This is a genomic window from Campylobacter sp. RM9333, assembly GCF_020137705.1.
Classification (GTDB): Bacteria; Campylobacterota; Campylobacteria; order Campylobacterales; family Campylobacteraceae; genus Campylobacter_E.
Genome location: NZ_JACGAY010000010.1, coordinates 23139 through 45297, shown reverse-complemented (window position 1 = coordinate 45297; position 22159 = coordinate 23139). Strand labels below are relative to the sequence as shown.

General features: G+C 28.0%; 21 protein-coding genes. 10 read left to right on the top strand and 11 right to left on the bottom strand.

Translation table 11 applies throughout. The features are described from left to right. Positions 1–14 precede the first annotated feature (14 nt). Positions 15–557: an MlaC/ttg2D family ABC transporter substrate-binding protein gene (locus AVBRAN9333_RS05120; RefSeq protein WP_336607322.1), complete on the bottom strand. Its 543-nt coding sequence runs from the start codon at positions 555–557 to the stop codon at positions 15–17. Next, entirely contained in the window at positions 554–1189 is a 636-nt protein-coding gene (locus tag AVBRAN9333_RS05115; RefSeq protein ID WP_239803552.1) for an MlaA family lipoprotein, read from the bottom strand. The genes AVBRAN9333_RS05120 and AVBRAN9333_RS05115 overlap by 4 nt, the downstream gene beginning before the upstream one ends. Positions 1190–1280: 91 nt before the next feature. On the opposite strand from AVBRAN9333_RS05115, the gene AVBRAN9333_RS05110 reads away from it, so the two are divergent. The 5 genes from AVBRAN9333_RS05110 (at position 1281) to AVBRAN9333_RS05090 (ending at position 6404) form a co-directional block, all read left to right on the top strand. Next, positions 1281–1976, top strand: coding sequence for a molybdenum-dependent transcriptional regulator (locus AVBRAN9333_RS05110; protein WP_214117195.1), 696 nt, complete (start codon positions 1281–1283; stop codon positions 1974–1976). Between the two features lie 115 nt (positions 1977–2091). Continuing rightward, entirely contained in the window at positions 2092–3261 is a 1170-nt protein-coding gene (gene ispF / locus AVBRAN9333_RS05105; protein ID WP_336609541.1) for a 2-C-methyl-D-erythritol 2,4-cyclodiphosphate synthase, read from the top strand. Then, entirely contained in the window at positions 3242–4108 is an 867-nt protein-coding gene (locus AVBRAN9333_RS05100) for a response regulator (RefSeq protein ID WP_214117208.1), read from the top strand. Before ispF ends, AVBRAN9333_RS05100 begins: the two co-directional genes overlap by 20 nt. After that, the gene (locus AVBRAN9333_RS05095) at positions 4089–5255 is read left to right on the top strand and encodes a sulfate adenylyltransferase (RefSeq protein ID WP_336609540.1); all 1167 of its coding nucleotides are present in this window, start codon (positions 4089–4091) and stop codon (positions 5253–5255) included. The genes AVBRAN9333_RS05100 and AVBRAN9333_RS05095 overlap by 20 nt, the downstream gene beginning before the upstream one ends. Before the next feature lie 9 nt (positions 5256–5264). Further along, the gene (locus tag AVBRAN9333_RS05090) at positions 5265–6404 is read left to right on the top strand and encodes a tetrahydrodipicolinate N-succinyltransferase N-terminal domain-containing protein (protein WP_336609539.1); all 1140 of its coding nucleotides are present in this window, start codon (positions 5265–5267) and stop codon (positions 6402–6404) included. Positions 6405–7006: 602 nt separating this feature from the next. Here the strand turns inward: AVBRAN9333_RS05090 and dapB are convergent. Both dapB and trxA read right to left on the bottom strand, forming a co-directional pair. Next, on the bottom strand, positions 7007–7744 hold the full coding sequence (gene dapB, locus AVBRAN9333_RS05085) for a 4-hydroxy-tetrahydrodipicolinate reductase (protein ID WP_214119956.1): 738 nt from the start codon (positions 7742–7744) through the stop codon (positions 7007–7009). Between the two features lie 4 nt (positions 7745–7748). Next, on the bottom strand, positions 7749–8057 hold the full coding sequence (trxA, locus tag AVBRAN9333_RS05080; RefSeq protein ID WP_214117217.1) for a thioredoxin: 309 nt from the start codon (positions 8055–8057) through the stop codon (positions 7749–7751). Positions 8058–8161: 104 nt separating this feature from the next. On the opposite strand from trxA, the gene AVBRAN9333_RS05075 reads away from it, so the two are divergent. From AVBRAN9333_RS05075 to AVBRAN9333_RS05055, 5 genes are read left to right on the top strand one after another with little or no spacing between them, the layout of a single operon-like run. Beyond that, positions 8162–8434: a NifU family protein gene (locus AVBRAN9333_RS05075; RefSeq protein ID WP_214117289.1), complete on the top strand. Its 273-nt coding sequence runs from the start codon at positions 8162–8164 to the stop codon at positions 8432–8434. Next, positions 8431–9771, top strand: coding sequence for a UDP-N-acetylmuramoyl-L-alanyl-D-glutamate--2,6-diaminopimelate ligase (locus AVBRAN9333_RS05070; RefSeq protein WP_336609538.1), 1341 nt, complete (start codon positions 8431–8433; stop codon positions 9769–9771). The genes AVBRAN9333_RS05075 and AVBRAN9333_RS05070 overlap by 4 nt, the downstream gene beginning before the upstream one ends. Continuing rightward, on the top strand, positions 9764–10066 hold the full coding sequence (locus AVBRAN9333_RS05065; RefSeq protein ID WP_336609537.1) for a YbaB/EbfC family nucleoid-associated protein: 303 nt from the start codon (positions 9764–9766) through the stop codon (positions 10064–10066). The genes AVBRAN9333_RS05070 and AVBRAN9333_RS05065 overlap by 8 nt, the downstream gene beginning before the upstream one ends. Further along, positions 10063–11103: a DUF7488 domain-containing protein gene (locus AVBRAN9333_RS05060; RefSeq protein ID WP_214117224.1), complete on the top strand. Its 1041-nt coding sequence runs from the start codon at positions 10063–10065 to the stop codon at positions 11101–11103. The genes AVBRAN9333_RS05065 and AVBRAN9333_RS05060 overlap by 4 nt, the downstream gene beginning before the upstream one ends. After that, the gene (locus AVBRAN9333_RS05055; RefSeq protein WP_214117226.1) at positions 11104–12948 is read left to right on the top strand and encodes a transketolase family protein; all 1845 of its coding nucleotides are present in this window, start codon (positions 11104–11106) and stop codon (positions 12946–12948) included. A gap of 119 nt (positions 12949–13067) precedes the next feature. On the opposite strand, the gene AVBRAN9333_RS05050 is transcribed toward AVBRAN9333_RS05055, so the two are convergent. The 7 genes from AVBRAN9333_RS05050 to AVBRAN9333_RS05020 are packed head-to-tail and all read right to left on the bottom strand — an operon-like array spanning position 13068 to position 22108. Then, the gene (locus tag AVBRAN9333_RS05050) at positions 13068–14003 is read right to left on the bottom strand and encodes an asparaginase (RefSeq protein WP_214117228.1); all 936 of its coding nucleotides are present in this window, start codon (positions 14001–14003) and stop codon (positions 13068–13070) included. Beyond that, a complete protein-coding gene (gene hemE / locus AVBRAN9333_RS05045; RefSeq protein ID WP_214119953.1) occupies positions 13996–14997 on the bottom strand; it encodes a uroporphyrinogen decarboxylase in 1002 nt (333 codons plus the stop codon). The genes AVBRAN9333_RS05050 and hemE overlap by 8 nt, the downstream gene beginning before the upstream one ends. Positions 14998–15006: 9 nt before the next feature. Next, positions 15007–15525 carry a YqhA family protein gene (locus AVBRAN9333_RS05040; protein WP_214117232.1) on the bottom strand — a complete coding sequence of 173 codons (519 nt, stop codon included), beginning with the start codon at positions 15523–15525 and terminating at the stop codon, positions 15007–15009. Then, positions 15526–16524 (bottom strand): bifunctional diaminohydroxyphosphoribosylaminopyrimidine deaminase/5-amino-6-(5-phosphoribosylamino)uracil reductase RibD, encoded by a 999-nt coding sequence (gene ribD / locus AVBRAN9333_RS05035; RefSeq protein WP_267524008.1) that lies wholly within the window; start codon positions 16522–16524, stop codon positions 15526–15528. Next, entirely contained in the window at positions 16493–17833 is a 1341-nt protein-coding gene (locus AVBRAN9333_RS05030; protein WP_214119951.1) for a TolC family protein, read from the bottom strand. The genes ribD and AVBRAN9333_RS05030 overlap by 32 nt, the downstream gene beginning before the upstream one ends. Then, positions 17826–20969, bottom strand: coding sequence for an efflux RND transporter permease subunit (locus tag AVBRAN9333_RS05025; protein ID WP_214117239.1), 3144 nt, complete (start codon positions 20967–20969; stop codon positions 17826–17828). Before AVBRAN9333_RS05025 ends, AVBRAN9333_RS05030 begins: the two co-directional genes overlap by 8 nt. After that, positions 20969–22108 carry an efflux RND transporter periplasmic adaptor subunit gene (locus AVBRAN9333_RS05020; protein WP_214142574.1) on the bottom strand — a complete coding sequence of 380 codons (1140 nt, stop codon included), beginning with the start codon at positions 22106–22108 and terminating at the stop codon, positions 20969–20971. Before AVBRAN9333_RS05020 ends, AVBRAN9333_RS05025 begins: the two co-directional genes overlap by 1 nt. Between the last annotated feature and the right edge of the window lie 51 nt (positions 22109–22159).

Sequence of the window (22159 nt, the reverse complement as noted above, 5' to 3'; positions counted from 1 at the left end):
ATTAATTATTTTATTCATTTAAGCTTTTCAAATAAGCCATTAATTCCACTCTGTTTTATAATATCTAAAAACTGAGCTCTATAACTAGCTATTAAACTTGTATTTAAAATATCAATATCATATAACTTACATTCGTTATTGATAATTCTAAACTTAAATATCATTTCTTTAACTTGTTCTTCATACTCAACTTTCATATTTGCCTGACATCTTTTATCATCTATATTAGTGCTTGTTAATTCAAGGCTACTACCTTTAACCAAATCAATTTTAGATGAAAAATCTTTTTTAAGTCTTTCTATAAAAATATTTTGAAATTCTGCTAATTTTTCAGCGCTTAACTCATTAGCGTTTTTTGAAAGAACTAATTTTGTCATTAATTCAATATCTAAATCATCTTTTAATAAATTAAATAAATCTTGTGATTTATCGTTGCCATCACCCTTAAAGATATCTTGTATTTTTGCAACATCTAAAACAATGTCATCTTTAAAAGTATCAATTTTGTAAGCATATAAACTTGCTAAGCTTAAAGCTATTATTAATAATTTTTTCATTCTAATTCCTTTCGGTTTTTTTCATAAAAATCCCTTATTGTTACATAAGGATTTATACTTTTATAAGCTTCATTAATTAAAACAGAATTACTACTTGTTTTATCAATCAGCCCAAAAGTAGAAACGCTAATACTAGCATTATTAGTTAAATAAAAATTAGGCTTTAAAGCATAATCAAACGGCAATGCCAAAGCATCTCTTACATTTGAAGGTCCTAAAAATGGTAAAACAATATGCTCTCCTGGTGGAACACCCCATCTAGCAAGCATCAAGCCAAAATCACTTTCTTTTTCATATTTAAAAGGTCTTAAAATACCACCTAAACCCAATGTGGTATTACCTAAAAATGCTCCTAATTCAGCAGTTCCTGATTTAAATTCTCCACTCAAGTATAAAGTAATAAATCTAAGCGGAGACCCTAAATTGTGGAAAAAATTATTAACACCTTTTTTAACTATTGGAGGGGTGATAGTGTTGTAAATATTGCTAAGTGGTCTTAAACTCATATTATAAACTGCATAATTAAAACTAGTAACAGCTTTATTGTAATTATAAAATTTATCTACTCTTTCTACTTGATTAAATTCTGCTTCAAAATCATCAATTTCGTTCGCAACTACTAGCGTAATCAAAGAAAGGATAAAAAATAATTTTTTTATCACAAAATTACTCCATATTTAGTATTTTTGGCAAATAATAACAAAAAAATATTAAGAACAAACTATGAAAATTAATCTAGAAATTGAATTTATTTTAAATGATAATGTAAAAATTACAAAAAAACATATATTGCTTTTGCAACAAATTAAAATAGACAAAAGCATTAGCAAAGCTGCTAAGAATTTGAATATTTCTTATAAAAATGCTTGGGATAGTCTTGATGAAATAAGCAAAGCTAGTGAGTATAATCTATTTTCAAATACTTCAAGAAAAGAAGGAAGTAAATTAAGTGCTTTTAGCGAAGATATATTAAAAAAATATGAAGAGTTTTGCAAATTTAAAGCAAAACTCAATGATGATTTTACCTATAAACTATCAGCTCAAAATAAAATTAAAGCTAAAATAGTTGAGATTAAAAATGAGAAAAATTATATAAATCTAACTTGCAAATGCGGTGATGACTTAATAAAAGCAAATATTTCAGTAGCTGCTCTTACTGAATTAAATCTAAAATTATTTGATGAAGTTATATTAATAACAAAAATTAATTTTATAGAATTAGAAAATAATAAAGAAAATAGCTTTAATGCAATTATTCAAAATATAGATATTAAAGATGAGTTAATTTATTTTACATTAAATTTCAATAATCAAATCATCAAAGCAATTGGTAAAAAAAATAAATTATGTAAAAATTACTCAATAAATGATGTAATTCAATTTCAAATTCCCGCTAAAAAAATCATAGTATCTTTATAACTTGTTACGGAATGTAACAATTTTTAATTTAATTTATAAAAATGTTACATTTTAGATAAGATTTAAATAAAATTATGTTAAAAACTTACTCAAAATCATAATTTTAAGGATAATTATGTTGGATATAACGCTTATTTTATTGGCTGCAGGTAATTCTACTAGGTTTAATTTACCTTGTAAAAAGCAAAATTTATATATAAATAAATCCCCATTATGGCTATATTTAGCAAAAGAATTTGAGAAATTATATAAGTTTTCAAAAATAATAATTGTTTGTGATGAGCCTTGTTTTTATGAAGTTAAAGAGCCAAATTATATTTATGTTAAAGGCGGTAAAGAAAGATTTGAAAGTATTGAAAATGCTTTAGAAAAAGTAAATTCTCAATATGTTTTCATTACTGATGTAGCAAGAGCTTTTATCAATCCTAATGTATTAAACGAACTTATATTAAATGCTAAAAATTATGATTGCGTTTTTCCAGCTATTAAAATTGTTGATACAATTTATAATGAAGAAAAACAATGTTATTTAAATAGAAATGAACTAAGATTGGTTCAAACCCCACAACTTAGCAAAAGCTCTGCTTTAAAATCTGCGAATTTAAAAAATTTTACAGATGAAAGCTCGGCAATATTAGCAAATAACGGAACAATAAAAGCTATAAATGGAGATGAATTAAGCTTTAAAATAACTACAAAAAATGACTTGCAAAAATTAAAATTACTCAATCTAGCAAAGCCAAGTAAAGATATTTTTGTTGGATATGGATACGATGTTCATGAGTTTTGCCACTCTAATGTAGGGCATAAATTAGATGAAGATAATAAAAATGAAGAATTAATCTTAGCAGGTGTAAGACTAGGGAAAGAATATGCTCTAAAAGCACACTCTGATGGAGATGTATTAGCTCACGCATTTACTGATGCTTTATTTGGAGCTTGTGGCTTAGGAGATATTGGGGCTGCTTTTAGCCCTGATGATGATAATTATCATAACGCAAATTCTATGCAATTATTAAAACTTGCTTATGATAAATGCAAATCTTATGGATACGAGCTAATTAATGCTGATATTACAATATGTGCTGAAAAACCAAAACTATTAAAATATAAACAAGAAATGCTAAAAAATTTAATCACTACCTTAAAAACAAGCAATATTAATATAAAAGCTACTACAACAGAAAAACTAGGTTTTGTTGGGCGATGCGAAGGTATAAGCGTAAGCGTAGTTGTTAATATGAAATTATTTGATTGGAGCGAGTATGAGAATATTAATAGTTGAAAATGAGATTTACTTAGCTCAAAGTATGGCTTTAAAGCTAAATGATGCTGGATATATTTGTGAAGTTGCAAATGATTTTAAAGATATAAAAAACAAATATTATGATGTTATTTTGCTATCTACTAATATAGATAATTTTTTAAAGGTTATTCAAAATCATAAAAATAGCGTTATATTATTGTTAGTTTCTTATGTGAGTAGTGATACAGTTAGTATGCCTATTGAAGCTGGAGCGTATGATTACATACAAAAACCTTTTATGATAGAAGAACTTATTAGAAAAATAAACTATTTTTATGGCTACAACAAGCTAAAAGCTCAAAATACCGCACTAAGTAGCTATATAAAATCAGTTATTGATTCAAAATTTCATACAGCAAAAAGATTAGTATTTCCAACACTAATAAAAACAAATAAGCAAATCTTAGCAGATAGCTATGTTTTTAATTATGTATTTTCTCATAATGTAAATATTCATTTTACTGATTTAAGTAGCTCATTTAATCTAAACAATTTATTAGTAGGAGATAGAGATATTAGGTATTTTACAAATTTTCAAGTTTTAAAAGGCTCTAAATTAGAGCAAATTATCAAGCTTAGTAAAGGGCAAAATTTTATATTTCACACTAATGGAAATGCCGATATTGAAGGCTTTAACATAATTGAGCTAGAAGACAACTCAAATACACTAGCATTAGGAGAAATTCTAACAATTGATGATTACATAAAAAATATGATAATTAATTGGCAAAAAAGCTATTCTGATACAGAACTTAGTAAAAAATTAGGATTAAGCAGAAAATCACTTTGGGAAAAAAGGAGAAAATATGGAATCAATAAAAAATAAAATAAAAGAAATAAAAATTACTGAAAAAGAATTAAGTATATTAAGTTTAATTGAAATTAATTCTTTTAATACCAATGGATATTTACCAAATAAAGAAGAAGTTTTTAAGGAATTTAATTCCGCCACAATTGATAAAAATATATCAGCCTGTACTTTGGCTTTTTCTCCTAATTACGAATTAAATAATGATATTAAAAACTATCAATTTAACAATGAAATTACATTAATATTAAATGATAAAAAAGTAGGAAAAATCACTCAAGCAACTACTTTTGATAATGATAAAGCATACACAAATATATTTAGTGCAAATACTTGCAAATTAGATAAAGAATTAAATCCTTGCATAGCAGGAAAGGTTGAGATTTTTAATAATGAATTTAAAAAAGTAAAAACTACTCTAAATAATAAAATCAAAAAAAATAATGCCAAAAAAATAACAGCCCTAATCCTAAATGCCGACCCAATTACAAGAGCACACGAAAGAATGCTAAGATGGACTATTGATAAGGCTGATTTAGTGATAATTTTCGTAGTTGAAGGATATGATACAAATTCTTTAAATTTTCAAGCAAAAAAAGAATGCTTTGAATACTATGCGAAAAACTTTTTACCACTTGAGAGAATTTTCCCTGTGTATTTAAAAAACATAGATTTATTTAGTCCTTATCTTGACCCAAATTACGAATGTTTATTGGCAAGTTCATTTGGTGCAAATAAGCTAGTAATAGGACAAAACCATCAAGGTTTAGGATTGTTTTATGATAATAATTTAGCACATACAGCTATAGATGAATTATCTAAAAAAACAGGCTTAGAGCTAATAGTTTTACCTGAATTTGTATTTTGTAATAAATGCAATGTAATGGTAAGCACAAAATCATGCCCACACGGAGCTCATCATCACATAAAATATCGCTCATCAATGATTAGAGAAATGCTTCATTCAGGGCTAATCCCGCCAACCGTTTTAGTAAGAAAAGAAATATCAGCAAAGCTATTAGCACACTTACACCCTAATAGATTTAAAAATGTTCAAATGATTTATGATGGATTATTTCCAAGTAATGGTATTATAGAAAAACGAAGTGATGAAGACCTTTATAAAGAGCTAATTACTTTATATCAAACAAGTTATATGATTTAAGGAGATTTTATGAATAATTTTAATGAATTTTGTGAAAAAGTTCAAAGCGAAAAAGACTTTTTTAAACCACTTGCTTTTGCTTTAGGAGTTGGGTATTTCGGACAAAAAAGCAAAGAATTAATTTATATTGATTTTGCAAATGTAAATTATATGCAAAATTTCGGCACTTTTGCTGTATATTTTAAAGAATTAGCACTAAATAATTACAAAAATGAAAGTGAATTTTGTATCGAGCTTAAAGAAGAGCAAATCAAAAATATCTTAAAACATTTTGAATGCTTTGAAAGCGATGGCAAAAGACACGAAAATATAATAAGTCTAAAAGCAGCTTTAAAAAATATAAAAAATGAAAGAATTTTTCTAGTTGCACTAAATAGCGATGAAGCACCTAAAAGCATTGCTAGTGTTTATTTAAAACTACATTTATTATCAAGACAATTCGTAAAACCAAGAGAGATTAATCTAAATGGAGCTTTTGGGCTATTAAAAAATCTTGCTTGGAGCAATTCAAAACCTTATGAATTAGAATATTTAAGAGAATTTGAAGCTGAATTAAAATTTAGCAAAACTTATCCTGAAATTGATTTTGTAGATAAATTCCCAAGATATTTACAAACAATAATCCCAGCTGATAATACAAGGATTTTAGATACTTCTAAGGTTAGATTAGGAGCACATTTAGCTAATGGAACAACGATTATGCCAGGTGCAAGTTATGTGAATTTTAACGCAGGAACTCTAGGTTCAGTGATGTGTGAAGGTAGAATTTCAAGCTCTGCAATAGTAGGCGAAGGTAGTGATGTTGGCGGTGGTGCAAGTATTTTAGGAGTATTAAGCGGGACTGATGGCACACCAATTAGTGTTGGTAAAAGATGTTTATTAGGAGCAAATAGTGTTACAGGAATAGTTTTAGGAGATGATTGTGTAATTGATGCAGGTATTGCAATTTTAGGTGGAAGCAAGGTTGAATTGTTATTATGTGATGGACTTAAGAATGCAAATCCTAATTTTAATTTTGATAAAAATGTTTATAAGGCTAAAGAATTATCAGGATTAAATGCCCTACACTTTAGACTAAACTCAACTAATGGAAAACTTCAAGTAGGCTTTAATAAAAAAGCAATTAAACTAAATAAAGATTTACATTAAAAACTAAGAAATTACGAGAAATCGTAATTTCTAAATATCACTTAAAATATGTATTTTTATTAGTATTAAATATAAACTTATAAATCAATAAGAATACGCTTATAAAATTCTTTGAATTATAAGTTTATTTCTAGTTTAATATATAATTTTATGAATATAAAAGAATATAAAAACAAATTTATTTTACAACAACAATTGCTCTGCAATAAAAAATTTATAAATATTTTAATAAAGCAAATACAATCCATAAATTTGAATACTAATTTATTTTGTGAAGCTTTAAAATATATTAGTTTAAATTCTCTTAAAAATTTTAATATCTGTTTTAATAAAAAATTCTATCAATTTTAACACATAAATTGATTTTAAAATCTATTTAGTAGATTTTACAAAAATTATTAAATTACATTTTAAGGATTTTAAAAACATTTTATAAAGCAAAAGCCCTTTTTATAAATCACTTATATTGTAAAAATTAAGCTCAAATAACGATTATAAATTTTGAACCTGTATTGTTTAAGGGTATTATTTTTATTCGTTATTAAGCAATATTAATTGTAAATTTTATAAGCAATCTTAAAAATAAAATATGTTTTTATAATTTACTTATTTAATAATTCACCTACAAAATCACTCATAGAATAATTTTTATTCTCTTTAGTAATAAGCCATTTTGCTACATTAATAGCACCTTTAGCAAATATTACTCTAGAATTTGCATTATGAATTAATTCTATACTTTCATCATCTCCATAAAATCCAACACTATGATACCCTGCAACGCTTCCACCTCTAAGGCTTACTAAACCTATTTCGTTATCTTCTCTTTTGCCTTCTCTATTAAAGCAAATCTTATGCTCTTTATTTAAAGCTTTATTTCTAGCTTCAAGTGCATTTTTTGCTAATGTTAGAGCTGTTCCACTAGGAGCATCAACTTTATGCTTATGATGTTTTTCATAAATTTCTATATCAAATTCTTTTAAAGCAAGTGCAGCAATTTTCGTAAGTTCATTTAATATTGCAACACCCAATGAAGTATTAGAAGCCCAAAAAAACTTACCTTTATAAGATTTAGCTTTTTTAAAATATTCATCTTTAAGCCCAGTAGTTCCAACAACTAAAGCTGGTGGATTATCTAATAAGCTAGCTTTTTCAAGTAACTCAACACTAGCAGCAGGAGTAGAAAAATCTATTATAACATTAGCTTTAAAAAGCTCATTATAATCATTATTTTCCTTAGTAAAAGAATATACTAAATCAATATTCTCATCAGCCAAAGCTAGTTTTACTAGCTCCTTACCCATTCTACCATTTGCCCCAAATACTGCTAGATTTATCATTTTATTATAATAGTGAGTTTAATTTATCAGCTAAAGCTTGTTTTGCTTGAGCACCAATTACCGTATCAACTATTTCGCCATTTTTGAAAAATAACATAGTAGGAACTGAGCGAATTCCAAACTCAGCAGCTAATTCTTCACAATCATCAATATTAACCTTAGCCACTAATGCTTTACCTTCAAATTCATTTGCTAATTCTTCAATAGCAGGTGCAAGCATTCTGCAAGGTCCACACCATGGTGCCCAAAAATCTACTAAAGCAACGCCTTTTTTAGCTAAATTAATATTTTCACTTGTTAATTCTTTTGCCATTTTATTCTCCTAAAAAAATATTTGTAAATAAAAATTATCATCTAACTTAGTTAATGAATATTTATTTTATTAAAGCACAATAACACAAATTACAATAAGGAAAAATTATGATATTTAGTGATGAAGAATTAATTGAACCTTGTTTAAATGTCCTAAAATCAAAGCTTCACATACTTCATAATGATGGTGGTGATTTGGAGTTTTTGGGTGTTAAAAACGGGGTTGTTTATATAAAATTACTTGGTGCTTGTCATGGTTGTGCTGCTGCAAATACCACTTTAAAATTAGGGCTTGAAAGGGCTTTAAAAGAACAAATTGATAGCAATATTTCGCTAATAAATCTTGAAGGTGGAAAGGAAGCTTTTGAAAAACTATGAAAGTTAATTTAGATAATTCTTACATAACAGATAATTCAAATGAATGTGAAAAAGGTTGTTATTTTTTACTAACCAATTCAAATTCCAAATACGAAAACGATGCAAAATCTAAAGGTGCTTTAGTGATTAACGAAGCAAAAGCAAGAGAACTTTTAAAAATCAATGAAAATATAAAAATTATAGGTATAACAGGCACAAATGGTAAAACCACTACCGCTGCTGCAATTTATTCTATATTGCTTGATTTAGGAAAAAAAGTATTTTTATGTGGAACTCGTGGGGCATTTTGTAATGATAAAAAAGTTGCGGCAAAATCTTTAACAACAGGATTTTTATTAGAATTATTATCGTATTTACAAATTGCAACTTTAAATAATTGCGAATATTTTGTAATGGAAGTAAGCTCTCACGCAATTGCACAAAATCGCTGTGGAGATATGAAATTCGCTGCTAAAATCTATACTAATTTAACTCAAGACCATTTAGATTTTCACGAAACTTTTGAAAATTATGCAAATTGTAAAGCAAGTTTTTTTCAAGATGAATGCTTAAAAATAATAAATCAAGATGCTTATAAATTTTCTTATAATGTAAAAGGTGCTATTACTTATGGTATAGAAAATCCTGCTTTATATAGCGTAAAAGCTTATACATTAATTGATGGTATTGAAGCAGTTTTTGCTGTTAAAAATGAGCTTTATGAGATTAGCTCTTCTTTAAAAGGCTTATTTAATATCTATAATCTTCTTGCAGCTTTTGCTTGTGTTAATGAATTGGTAAAACCTAATAAAGATGATTTAACTAATGCTATTGCTAATTATGCAGGGGTAATGGGAAGAATGCAAAGCATTCCTAATAAATATAATAAAGAAATAATAGTAGATTTTGCCCATACTCCAGATGGAATTGCTAATGTGCTAGAAGCAATGAAGCATAAAGAATTAATAGTAGTATTAGGTGCAGGTGGTAATCGCGATAAAAGTAAAAGAACTCCTATGGCAAAAATAGCTAGTCATTATGCAAAAACTTTATTTTTAACAAGTGATAATCCAAGAGATGAAGAACCTATTACTATTCTTAAAGATATGATAGATGGCTTAAGCGAAAACGAATTAAAAAATATAAATATTGTAATTGATAGAAGATTAGCGATTTATAAAGCACTTTTAGCTCAAAATAAAAATGAATGTGTTATGATTTTAGGTAAAGGTGATGAAGATTACCAAGAAATAAAAGGTGTAAAATATCCATTTTTAGATGAAAAAATAGCACTTGAATGCTTAGATGAAATACACAATTATGAAGAAAAAATTAGATTGAAAGGTGAATATGTTTAAAGATTTTGATTTTTCTAAAATGCAAGAAATGTTGCAAGATGTCCAAAATAAAGCTAAAGAATTTGAAAACGAATTAGCAAATAAAGAATTTGTAGCAAAAAGTGGTGCTGGAATGGTAGAAGTTAAAGTAAATGGCAAATTTCAAGTAATTGATATAAAAATAGATGATGAATTATTAAAAGACAAATCATCTATGCAAATATTATTAATTTCTGCACTAAATGAAGCATTAGAAAGTGCAAGTTCAAGCACAAAAAATGCTGCGGCTGATATGTTTTTTAAGGTAGGAAAATGAGAAAACTTGCATTATCTTTAATGTTAGTAGCGACCTTATTTGGCGTAGAGCGACCTACATTTGATGATTATTTAGCATGTTATGAAAAAAATAAAGCAAGTATGTTAAATTACGAAGGCTTACCTGCTTTTGTGTTAGATGAAAATCTTTTAGCTGTAGTAAAATTACCTGATACAAAATTAAATTCATACATTAAATACGACCCATTTTTAAATCTTTATTTAGTAAGGACTGATTTTTCTTTAATAAAGCCAATCACAGATGATGAAACAACAAGAACTAGAAATGATTGGCTAGGAATTATTGATGCTAAAAAAGAATATATAGGACATTTAAAATATCTAGCTCAAGGTTTGTTTGAAAGAGATAAGCTTGATTTTAATACAAAAATTGGCTTATTAAATTCTCCTTGTTGCAAGGTTTTGGGTATTAGTTTATTAAATGGAGAATTCATAGGCAATCGCTATTTAAATCATTTTAAAAAATATAATGATGTTTATTGGGGCGATATTGGTGCTACATTTACTCAAAGAGGGGATAGATATTTTGTAAGTGGTATTACTTTTAATAGCAACTTAAGATTAAATGATGAAATCTTAAGCATAGATGATAAGCCTATAGAATCACTTAGGGCATTAAATGAAAGAATACTTTTTGCAGAAAATCAAAGCACTATTTATTTAAAAGTTTTAAGAGATAATGAAGAAATTAATATAAGCTCTGTTGTAAGTCCTAAAATATATGAACAACCAGTATTTACAACAAAAAAAGCAATTGTTAAAAAACAGATTTCAAATTCTTTAGGAATAACTTTAGATAATAATCTAAATGTAATAGGAATTTCAAATAAAAATTTAGGCTTTAAACTAAAAGATAAAATCCTAAGAGTAAATAATGTAATAGTAAATACTAAAGCAGATTTTAATAAACAAATTCAACAAAGCGGTGTTTTAAATATATTAATTCAAAGATATATTAAAGACGAGAATAAAAACGGGGATTTTCAATTCTTTATAACAATTAACAAAGGAAAATAAATGTTAGAAAAAATGTCAAATAATTTAAGATTTTTAAGTGTAGATATGATTAATCGTGCAAATAGTGGTCATCCAGGCGTAGCAATGGGGCTTAGTGATATTTTAGCAGTGCTTAGCACAAAAATTAATCTAAATACAAAAAATCATATAAATCGTGATAGATTAGTATTTTCAGGCGGACACGCAAGTTCTTTAATATATTCGTTTTTACATTTAAGTGGATTTAATTTAAGTCTTGATGAGCTTAAAAATTTTCGCCAATTAGGCTCACTTGCAGCAGGGCATCCTGAGATTAAAACTCACGGAGTAGAAATAGATACAGGCCCACTTGGTCAAGGTATTGCAAATGCTGTTGGTTTCGCAATGGCAGCAAAATTTGCTAGTAGCAAACTAAATAATTCGTTAAATCATAAAATATACTGCCTTTGTGGAGATGGGGATTTGCAAGAAGGAATTAGCTATGAGGCTTGTTCTTTAGCAAATGTTCATAATTTAAATAACTTAGTATTAATTTATGATAGTAACGAAATTAGTATTGAAGGCGATGTAAAACAAGCATTTCGTGATGATATAAAGGCTAGATTTAATAGCGTTGGCTTTGATGTTTATACTATTGATGGGCATAATTTTGATGAAATTAGCAAGGCTTTAGAAATGACTAAAAATGCTGAGCGTCCAAGTATTATCATAGCTAAAACCAAGATTGGAAAAGGTGCTTGTGAATTAGAAGGAAGCGAGAAAACTCACGGCTCACCACTAGGTGCTGAACTAGCTTTAAAAGCTAAAAAAGCAGCTAATTGGAATGAAGAAGAGTTTTATATAGATAGCGAAGCTAAAAATGGCTTTGAGAAAATGTGTAGAAGAAGTGATGAGTATTTTGCAAGTTGGGATAAAGCAAATAAATTTAATGATGAACAATTAGAATTTATAGCTTATTTAGAAGGTAAAAAAGATTTAAATGTGGATTTTTCTAAACTTGATTTAAGTAAAAATTACGCTACAAGAGATAGCAACCACGCTTGTCTAAACGAAATAGCAAAACAAATTCCTACATTTTTAGGTGGTTCAGCAGACTTAGCACCATCAAATAAAACTTATCTAAAAGATTATGCAGATATTAGAAATGGTGGTAAAAATATAGCTTTTGGTATTCGTGAGCATGCAATGGGTGCAATTATAAATGCAATGGCAAGATATGGTTTGCATCCGTTTTGTGCTACATTTTTAGTATTTAGTGATTATTTAAAGCCTTCAATAAGATTAGCGGCTTTAATGAATTTGAAAGCATTTTTTGTATTTTCACACGATAGCATAGGAGTAGGAGAAGATGGTCCAACTCATCAACCAATTGAGCAAATCAGCACTCTTAGAAATATTCCTAATCTATACACTTTCCGTCCTGCTGATATGGCTGAAAATATAGCTTGTTGGCAAGTGGCTTTAAAGCTAAATAATCCAAGTGCATTCACACTTAGTCGTTCAGCACTTCCAAGCTTAAATACAAGTATTCCTGATATTAGCAAGGGAGCTTATTTTATAAAATATAGCGATAATGCAGAAGCTACAATAATTGCAAGTGGTAGTGAAGTTGCACTCGCACTTGAAGTTGCAAAAGATAAAAATATAAATGTATTAAGTATGCCTTGCTTTGAATTATTTGATAAAGAATTTGATAAATCTTTATTAAAAGGCAAGATTATCGGAATAGAAGCTGCAAGGTCTTATGAATTATATAAATACTGCGATGAGCTTTTCATAATGGATAGTTTTGGCGCTAGTGGTAAAGAAAAAGATGTATTTAAATATTTTGGATTTGATGCAGAAAAAATAAAAGAAAAACTATAAGTTTAAAGGCAATTTATTTGCCTTTAAATCAATTCTTCTATTTGTAATTTATAAAGATAAGCACTAATTAATAAAAATCTAATTTTAGCGCTACAGAACTAAAGGCAATTTATTTGCCTTTAAATCAATTCTTCAATCATACCTTTTATATTTGTAATTCCTAAAGATAAAGCACTAATTAATAAAGCTCTAGCCTTAACATCACTTAAATATTCACTCATAATTACACCATTTTTAATCAAATCAACTTCAGCTCCAGCATAAGCATAGGTTCTAAGACCTGCTTTACCACTTTCACATCTACTTGTCATAATTATTGGAATATTTGCTTTTTGAATAATTGGCATAGCTCTAGCCATTACATGCCCTGCTCCATAGCCACTAATTACCAAACCATCATAATTATTTAAAGCATATTCAAGCATATCATTATCAAAATCAAGGCACATTTTTAGTAAGGCTACTTTTTTAGTAATTTCTTTTAAAGGCTTTAGTTTTAGCCTTTTATAATTATTATTAAATAAATAAAACCTACCTTCTTTAATCTCTCCAACCAAACCACGATTAAAACTTGTAAAAGTTTCAAGACTAAATGAATTGCTTTTATGGATAAATTGTGCTGAATGAACGCTATCATTTAATACACAAAGCACACCTAAACCCCTTGCTAACTCACTATTTGCTAAAGTAATTGCATTGCTAATATTAGCTAGATAATCACTTCCTAACTCGCTAGGATTTTTCATAGCACCTGTAAAAATTAGTGGCTCATCTAAATCCCAAAATAAATTACAAAAAAATGAACTTTCTTCTAAAGTATCAGTTCCTTGAGTAATAATTACAGCACGAGAGCCTTTTTTAATCTCTTCTTTTGCAAGATTTAAAACTTCAATTAACATTGAAAAAGTTATATTTGGACTTGAGATATTGCTAAAAGTTATTGCATTAATGTCTTTAAATGAACTTGTTAAATCATCGGCATTTAGGCTAGGAATTGCTCCTTCGCCTAAATTACGCATAGAAATTGTCCCGCCAAGAGATATTAAACTAAGCATTTCTTACACAATCTATTAAATATCTTACATTTTCTACTGGAATATCAGGTAAAATTCCATGCCCTAAATTAAATATATGAGCCTTATCTTTTGTAAGTTCTTTTATGATTTCAACGCCTTCTTTTATAGCTTTTTTACTATAAAGTCTGCAAGGCTCAAGATTTCCTTGCAATACATAAGGAGTTTTTGCTGCTACTTGAAGTGGAGTGCTCCAATCAACACCTAAAACATCAATTTTTGCATCTAAACATTCAATAAAACCACCTACTCCTTTAGGAAAAGCAATTATTGCAATATGTGGGTATTTTGTCTTTAAATAACTTGCTAAATCTTGAATATATTTCCAAGCAAATTCCAAATAAGCACTAGGCTCAAGCGCATTAGCCCAGCTATCAAAAATCTGAATAGCATTAGCACCTGCTTTTATTTGATTTTCGCAGTATTCTTTTAAAACTTCAGTAATTTTTGCTAATAATTTATGTGCTAGGGCTGGATTTTCATAAATCATTCTTTTGCTTTTTGCATAAGTTTTAGAGCCTTTTCCTTCTATCATATATGTTGCTAAAGTCCAAGGAGCACCACAAAATCCTATTAAAGCTTTATTTGAAGCTAATTTTTCACGAGTTAATTTTATAGCGTCATAAACATAAGTTAATTTACTAGCTGCATTTATATTTAATTTTTCTACATCAATTTCACTTGATATTATCTCATCAAACACAGGACCTTCACCTGCTTCAAATCTAAGTGGTAAGCCCATCTCAAGTGGCACTACTAAAATATCTGAAAATATAATAGCTGCATCAAAATCTAGTATATCCACTGGCTGAAGCGTAACTTCGCTAGCTAATTTATAATCCTTACAAAGACTTAAAAAATCTCCTGCTCTAGCACGAGTAGCCTTGTATTCAGCTAGGTATCTACCTGCTTGACGCATCATCCAAATAGGCATAACATCACTTTTTTTTCCAAAACAAGTATCTATAAATATCATCTTTGCTCCTTAGTGTTCTTTAGATTTATTATCACTTTTATGTAAAGCCCATAATCCAAGGCAAATACACATAATACCGATTGCTAAATAAAGCATATCCATACTTGAGCTAAATTTTAAATTAAGTGCGTGTTGGAAAAAATTAACAACTAAAACCATAATAATAACTTTACCAAGCTTATCTTTTAGCTCATCTAAACTATGAACTTCTAAAACCTTGCTTTGTTTATATTGTTTAAATTCTTCAACATCGCTTATAAATAATTCATATATTCCAAAAGAAAATATATAAAAAACTAAAGCCATTAAATATAAATCAACAGCTCCAACTATAGTGCTTACAGCTTCTTCGTGAATATCAATATCAGCACCTAAAAAATAATAAGTATATGTAACTTTTATGACCTTATACACATCAAAACTAGCAATAAAAAATAACATAAAAGCACCTAAAAGACCAAAAATAACAGGTAAGATTGTAATAAACCTAGAATTTACTAGGAATTTTTCAAAATATTTTTCTAACATTTATTCCCTTATTTCATAAAATCCGAATTGTTGGTATTCGTGTGGTTTATTATAAAAATCTTTTGTAGTGCTTTGATAAATAGGACTTAAACTTAACTTAAAGTTATTTGAATTTTTATAAGTAGAATTACTTTGTTGTAAAAACAACCAATCTATTTGATTTTTGAAAAGTTCTAAGGCATTAAACCCGCCTTCAATCATTACAAATTTAATATTTTGCTCTTGCAATTCATCTTTTAATTTTAAAGGATTTTTACCAAAAATAATTTCTCTATTAGTTTTAAAAATATTTAGAGATTTAAAATTAGAATTTAAATCTTGAAAATATTTTGAAAATACTAATAAATTAGGTGCTTTTTTGCTAGTAGAATATCTAGCATCAAGCATAGGATTATCAAGTCTTAAAGTATTGCCACAAATTATTAAATAATCTATATTGGTTCTAATTTCGTGAAAATATGTCCTTAAATACTCATTACTAATACTACCTTCATTGTTATAATTTAGATTAATTGCTAATTTAAATAAAACAAAAGGCTTATTATCTAGCCAGAATTTAAATGGAGCAATTAATTTATCGCATTCATCTTGTAAAATCCCAAGATTTACTTTAATTCCAGCTTGTCTTAATTCATTTATACCATTTTGAGAACTATCACTTGAGCCTATATTTACTTCTTTAACTTTATATTTTATTAATAATTCGTGGCAAGGTGGAGTGCGACCTTGCTTACTGCAAGGCTCTAAAGTTACATAAAATACACTATCTTTTAAAGCATCTTTTCCATATTTTTCTAAGATTTCATTCACACATAATCTTTCTGCGTGAAATGTTCCTGCTTTTTGGTGTGCTTTAATACTTAAAATCTTGCCGTATTTATCTAATACTAGACAACCTACGGCAGGATTTGGATAAGTTAAGAATTGATATTTCCAAGCCTCTTTTAAGGCTAGGTTCATATAAAAATCACTTCCTAAATTCAAGTTTTTTAACTCCAATAGCTTTATAAGCATCAATTCCTGCAGTTATCTTGCCTAATTTTAAATCAATTTGCTCTATTAAGCTATTTTGTAAAGCTCTTTCGCTATCTAAGAATTCTAAAAAGCTGATTTCTCCTTCATTAAATTTAAGCTTATTAAACTCATAAATTTCTTCTTCTAGTTTTACTATTTCATCATAATCTCTTAATTTAACTTCGGCATTATTATATTTTAAAATAGCATCTTCTATTTCTTTTAACGCAGTTTTGACTACTTTTTCATAGCCTAATACTGCATTATCTTGAGCTAAATTTGCTCTAATTACTTGCTCATCAACATCACCTAAATTAAATAAAGGTTGTAACAAACTAGCAGTAATTGAGCCAACAGGGTCAGAAAATACATTATGTGTATCTCCACTCCAACTAACACCAGCACCTATTGTAAAGGTTGGAAAAAAGCTATCCCAAGCAATTTTTGCATTATTATGAGCTATTTTTACATCTAAAATTGCTTTTGCTATATCAGGACGATTTGTCATAACAGAGCTTGGTATAGTAGCTGGCATAACAAAATCTTCTATTAAGTTATTAGCAAATTTAATTGGTTCTTTTTCTTGATTTAATCCATAAACTAAAATATCTAAAGAATTAATATATAAATCTCTTTCTAATTTTAAACTTCTTAATTTAGTTTGATTTAGAGTAAATTGTTCTTTAGTTTGTAAAAGAACTGATTTTGTAATAAAGCCTAATTTATATTGCTCTTCTTTTAATTTTAAAGTTTTTTCATAGCTATTTATAAAGTCTTCTAAAATTTCTATTTTTTTATTAGTTGCTACAACTTGATAATAAAGTTTTGCGATACTAAATCCAATAGTTTGATAAGTATTTTCTACATCAAATTCGCTAATATTAGCACTATAAATAGCGTTATCTTTAGCCTTACCAAATTTATTTAATAAATCTATTTCATAAGATAAATTAAGACCTAAAGAATGTCCGTAAGTTGGCTTTTGGTGTTTAATTAATCTCTCATTTGCATTAATTCCAAGATTAATGCTAGGCTCTCTTTTAATCCCAACACTTACTAAATTTGATTCAGCTATTAAAAGATTATTAATAGCCATTTTAACATCTTCATTGTTTTCCATAGCAATCTCAATCAAGCGATTAAGATTTGCATCATTACCTAAACTTCTCCAATCTTTAATTTCAAATTTAGTATTATTATCTAAATTATTTGGAGTTTTAAGCTCATAATTATTAACACTAGAGCAAGCAGCTAAAAATAAAGCTGCGATTGCTGATATTAAAAGCTTATTCATTAATTTGCTTTCCTTTCTTTTTAAAAACCTTATCATTTAAACTCTCTAGTAAATAGAAAAATAAAGGCACAAATAAAATAGATATACTAGAAGCTATAATAATACCACCAACTAGCCCTGTGCTAAGTGAGTGTCTAGCAGCACTACCTGAACCTTCGCTAAATACTAAAGGTAAAATACCAAAACCAAACGCTAAAGAAGTCATAATAATAGGTCTAAATCTAAGTTTTGCCGCCTTTATAGCTGCATCATAAGTATTTAAGCCGTGTTTATATTTTTCTTCCATAGCAAATTCAACAATTAATATAGCATTTTTTGCACTAAGACCAATTAACAATAATAAACCTATTTGAAAATATATGTCATTTTGCATACCCCTTAAATAAGTTGCTGCTAAACTTCCAAATACTGCAAAAGGAACTGCCGTAATTACTGCAAGTGGCATTAACCATCTTTCATATTGAGCTGCAAGTATTAAAAATACAAATACCATACCTAATGCAAATGCAGTAGAACCACTACCACTAGCATTTACTTCCTCATAAGAACTTCCTGCCCAAGCATAAGAATATTCATCTTTATTCATAGTTTCATTAAATACTTCAACTATAGCATTAATAGCATCTCCACTAGTATATCCTGGAGCTGGCGAAGCTGTAACTTTTGCAGCTGGGAAAAGGTTAAATCTAGTTACTGAAAACGCTGCTACACTTGGCTTAATATCAACAACACTAGCTAAAGATATACTTTTGCCTTCACTATTTTTAACATAAATATTTTCAAGACTTGTTCTTTTATTTCTAAATTCTTCATCGCCTCTTACATTTACTTGGAAATTTTTACCTAAAGCAGTAAAATCATTCACATAAACAGAACCAAAAATTAAATTTAAATTTGAATATATATCACTTAAACTAAGCCCTAAAATTTTAGCTTTTTTCTCATCAACACTTACTTTTAACTCAGGATAATCAGTGTTTAAAGTCGTTCTTGCTTGAGTTAATTCAGGTCTTTTTGATGCTGCTGCAAGTAAAGTATCTATATCTTTTTTAATTTCTTCATAACTTTTACCTGATTTATTTTGCACATACATTTCAAATCCGCCTGTTAAAGAAAGCCCCATAATCGGTGGTGGATTTAAGAAAAATGCAAAACCATCAGGGTCAAGCCACATATTTTTCATCCAAGTATTAGCTAAATTTTCACTATCTCCATTAATACCTAAATCTTTTCTATCTTTATAATCTTTTAATGTAATAAATGAAATTCCAGCACTTGGAGAAAGAGCTGAACTCTCTACATCAAATCCATTTAAAGAAATCATACTTTCTACTGCAGGATTATTCTTAACCATATCATAGATTTTATTATTAAAGGCTAGAGTTTTATCTAGGTTGCTAGAAGATTTTAATTGTGATAAAACCAATACAGCACCCTTATCTTCGCTAGGAACAAGTGAGCTAGGAATAATTTTTAGTAAGGCAAAAATTCCATAAAAGAATATAGCAACTACTATTAAACTTGGAATTACATGTCTTAAAACTTTTGCAACTGCACTACCAAAAATATTAATACTCCAATCAAAAAAGTCATTAAATTTTTTAACTAAATAAAAAGGCTTATCTTCATGGTCTTTTAATAATATACCGCATAATGCAGGAGTTAGCGTTAATGCAACAAAACCTGAAATACAAACAGAAATTACAAGAGTAATTGCAAATTGTCTTTGAATTTGCCCTACAAAACCATCTAAAAATGATACAGGAATAAATACCGCACTTAATACTAAAACGATAGAAATTACAGGTCCGGTTACTTCATCCATTGCCATTTTAGTAGCTGCTTTTACATCTTTTGTAATACCACTTCTAAACACACGCTCAACATTTTCTACAACAACAATAGCATCATCAACAACAATGCCGATTGCTAAAACTAAAGCAAATAATGTAATAAGATTGATTGTAAAACCAAAAACATAAAGGAAAGCAAAAGTTCCAAGTAAAGAAACCGGCACAGCAATTAATGGAATAATAGTTGCACGAAGGTTTTTTAAGAACATATACATAACTATTAAAACAAGTAAAATAGCTTCAACAAATGTTTGAACAACTTCGCTTATACTATCTTTTACGAAATCAGTAGTATCATAAGGCATACTATAAGCAACACCACTTGGGAAGAATTTGCTTAGCTCTTCTAATTTTTCTTGCACAGCTTTAGCTACTGCTATAGCATTTGCACCTGATTTTAAATTAATCATCATAGGAACCATTTTTTTACCATTATTAAGTCCGGCAAAACCATAGTTTTTAGTTCCTATCTCTACTCTTGCTATATCTTTTAAATATAAAATATTTCCATTTGGAAGTGCTTTTATTATGATATTTTCAAAATCACTTACCTTACTAAGCTTACCTTTAGCACTCATTGTATAAACAAATGGACTAATTTCTTTCATAGGTAAATCGCCTATCGTTCCTGTTGGATATTGTGAGTTTTGTTCTCTTATAGCTGCACTTACAACAGCTGGATTTAAATCATATTTATTAAGCTTTTCTGAATCAAGCCAAATTCTCATAGAATAATCTTTAGCTCCAATTACTTCAGCACTACCAATACCTTCTAATCTCTTTAACTCTTCAGCCACATTTAATGTAGCATAGTTACTTAGATAAGTTTCATCACGGCTATCATCAGGAGAATAAAACGAAACAACAGCTAAAATATTTGAGCTAGTCTCATCAACACTAACACCTAATTTTTTAACTTCTTCAGGCATTTTTGCTTGAACGCTTTGAACTTTATTATTAACATCAATTAATGCTTTTGATGGGTCTTTTCCAACCTTAAAATAAACATTTAAAAACATCAAACCACTTGAACTTGAGCTTGAAGTTATATAAATCATATCTTCAACACCATTAATTGCGTCTTCAAGAATACTTGCTACATTTTGAGAAAGCGTAGCTGCATCAACGCCAGAATAATTAGCAGTTACCCTAACCGTTGGAGATGTTACATTAGGATATTCTTCAATAGGCAAACCCTTCATTCCTAAAATACCAGCAATAGTAATTATGATTGAAACAACTATTGCAAATACTGGTCTATATATAAAAAACTTAGAAAACATTATTGTTCCTTAGTCTGCTCTTTAGGAGCTTGCTTTTGCATCATCGCACCAAATTCTGCCTTAGTTGCTATTTTTGCGCCAGGATAAATCTTTTTATAATTATTTAAAATCAATTCATCATCAACTTTTAAATCACTTGTTTTTGCGTCAATTACGGCAATTTTCTCATCATCAAAAATTGTTTTAACATGAATTTGTTTTGTTATATTTTTGTCTTTAACAAATACATAATATCCATCAATATCTTGTAATAAATTTTCTCTACTAATTACAAAAGAATCATTTTGCATAATATTGCTTAGTTTAAGACTAACAAAGGTTCCTGCACTTAATTCTTGATTAGTATTTTCAAAAACCGCATAAGCCTTAGTGCTTGCTAATTCATTATAATTTGATATAAACTCAACTTTACCTTCATAAGTCTTACCATTTAAAGTAAAATTAGCTTTTGCACTTTTTAAATCATTATTATTTCTTTTAATTTGTTCCATATTTGTATCTGATATAAAAAATGTAGCTTTTAAAGTATTTTGATCTACAATTTTTACTAATTGAGTATTATTTGCATTAGCATAGCTTCCAGCATCAACTAACGAAGCTTGCACATATCCATCAAATGGAGCTTTTACATTAGTATAATCATAGTTTAATTTAGCTATCTTATAAGCTGCATTGGCTTTATCTAAACTAGCTTTTGCACTTTTAAAGGCTGCTTCTTTTGTATCAAATTCTTTTTGACTAACTGCTTTTTTAGCATATAAGTCTTTAGTTCTATTATAATCAGTATTAGCGTTTTCGTAGTTTGCTTTAGCAACACCAACATCAGCTAACGCTAAATCCAAACTAGCTTTATATTGCTCATCATCAATTTTATATAAAATTGTTCCCTTTTTTACAAAATCACCATCTTTAAATAATATTTTTTTAATCTCACCAGATACTTTTGGCAAAACTATTACATCTTTATTAGCTTCTAATTTCGCTGCATATTGATAATAAATTTCAGCATTTTCTAAACTTACTTTTTTAATATCTACAATAGAAGGTGGCATTTCTTGCTGCTTTTGCTCTACCTTGTCATTGCAAGCTGTAAATAATAATAAGCTAGCAACGAAACTTAATTTAATAAGTCTTTTCATAAATCTTCCTTGTTGTAATTTTAAATTTTAAAGATGTAATTATAATTACAT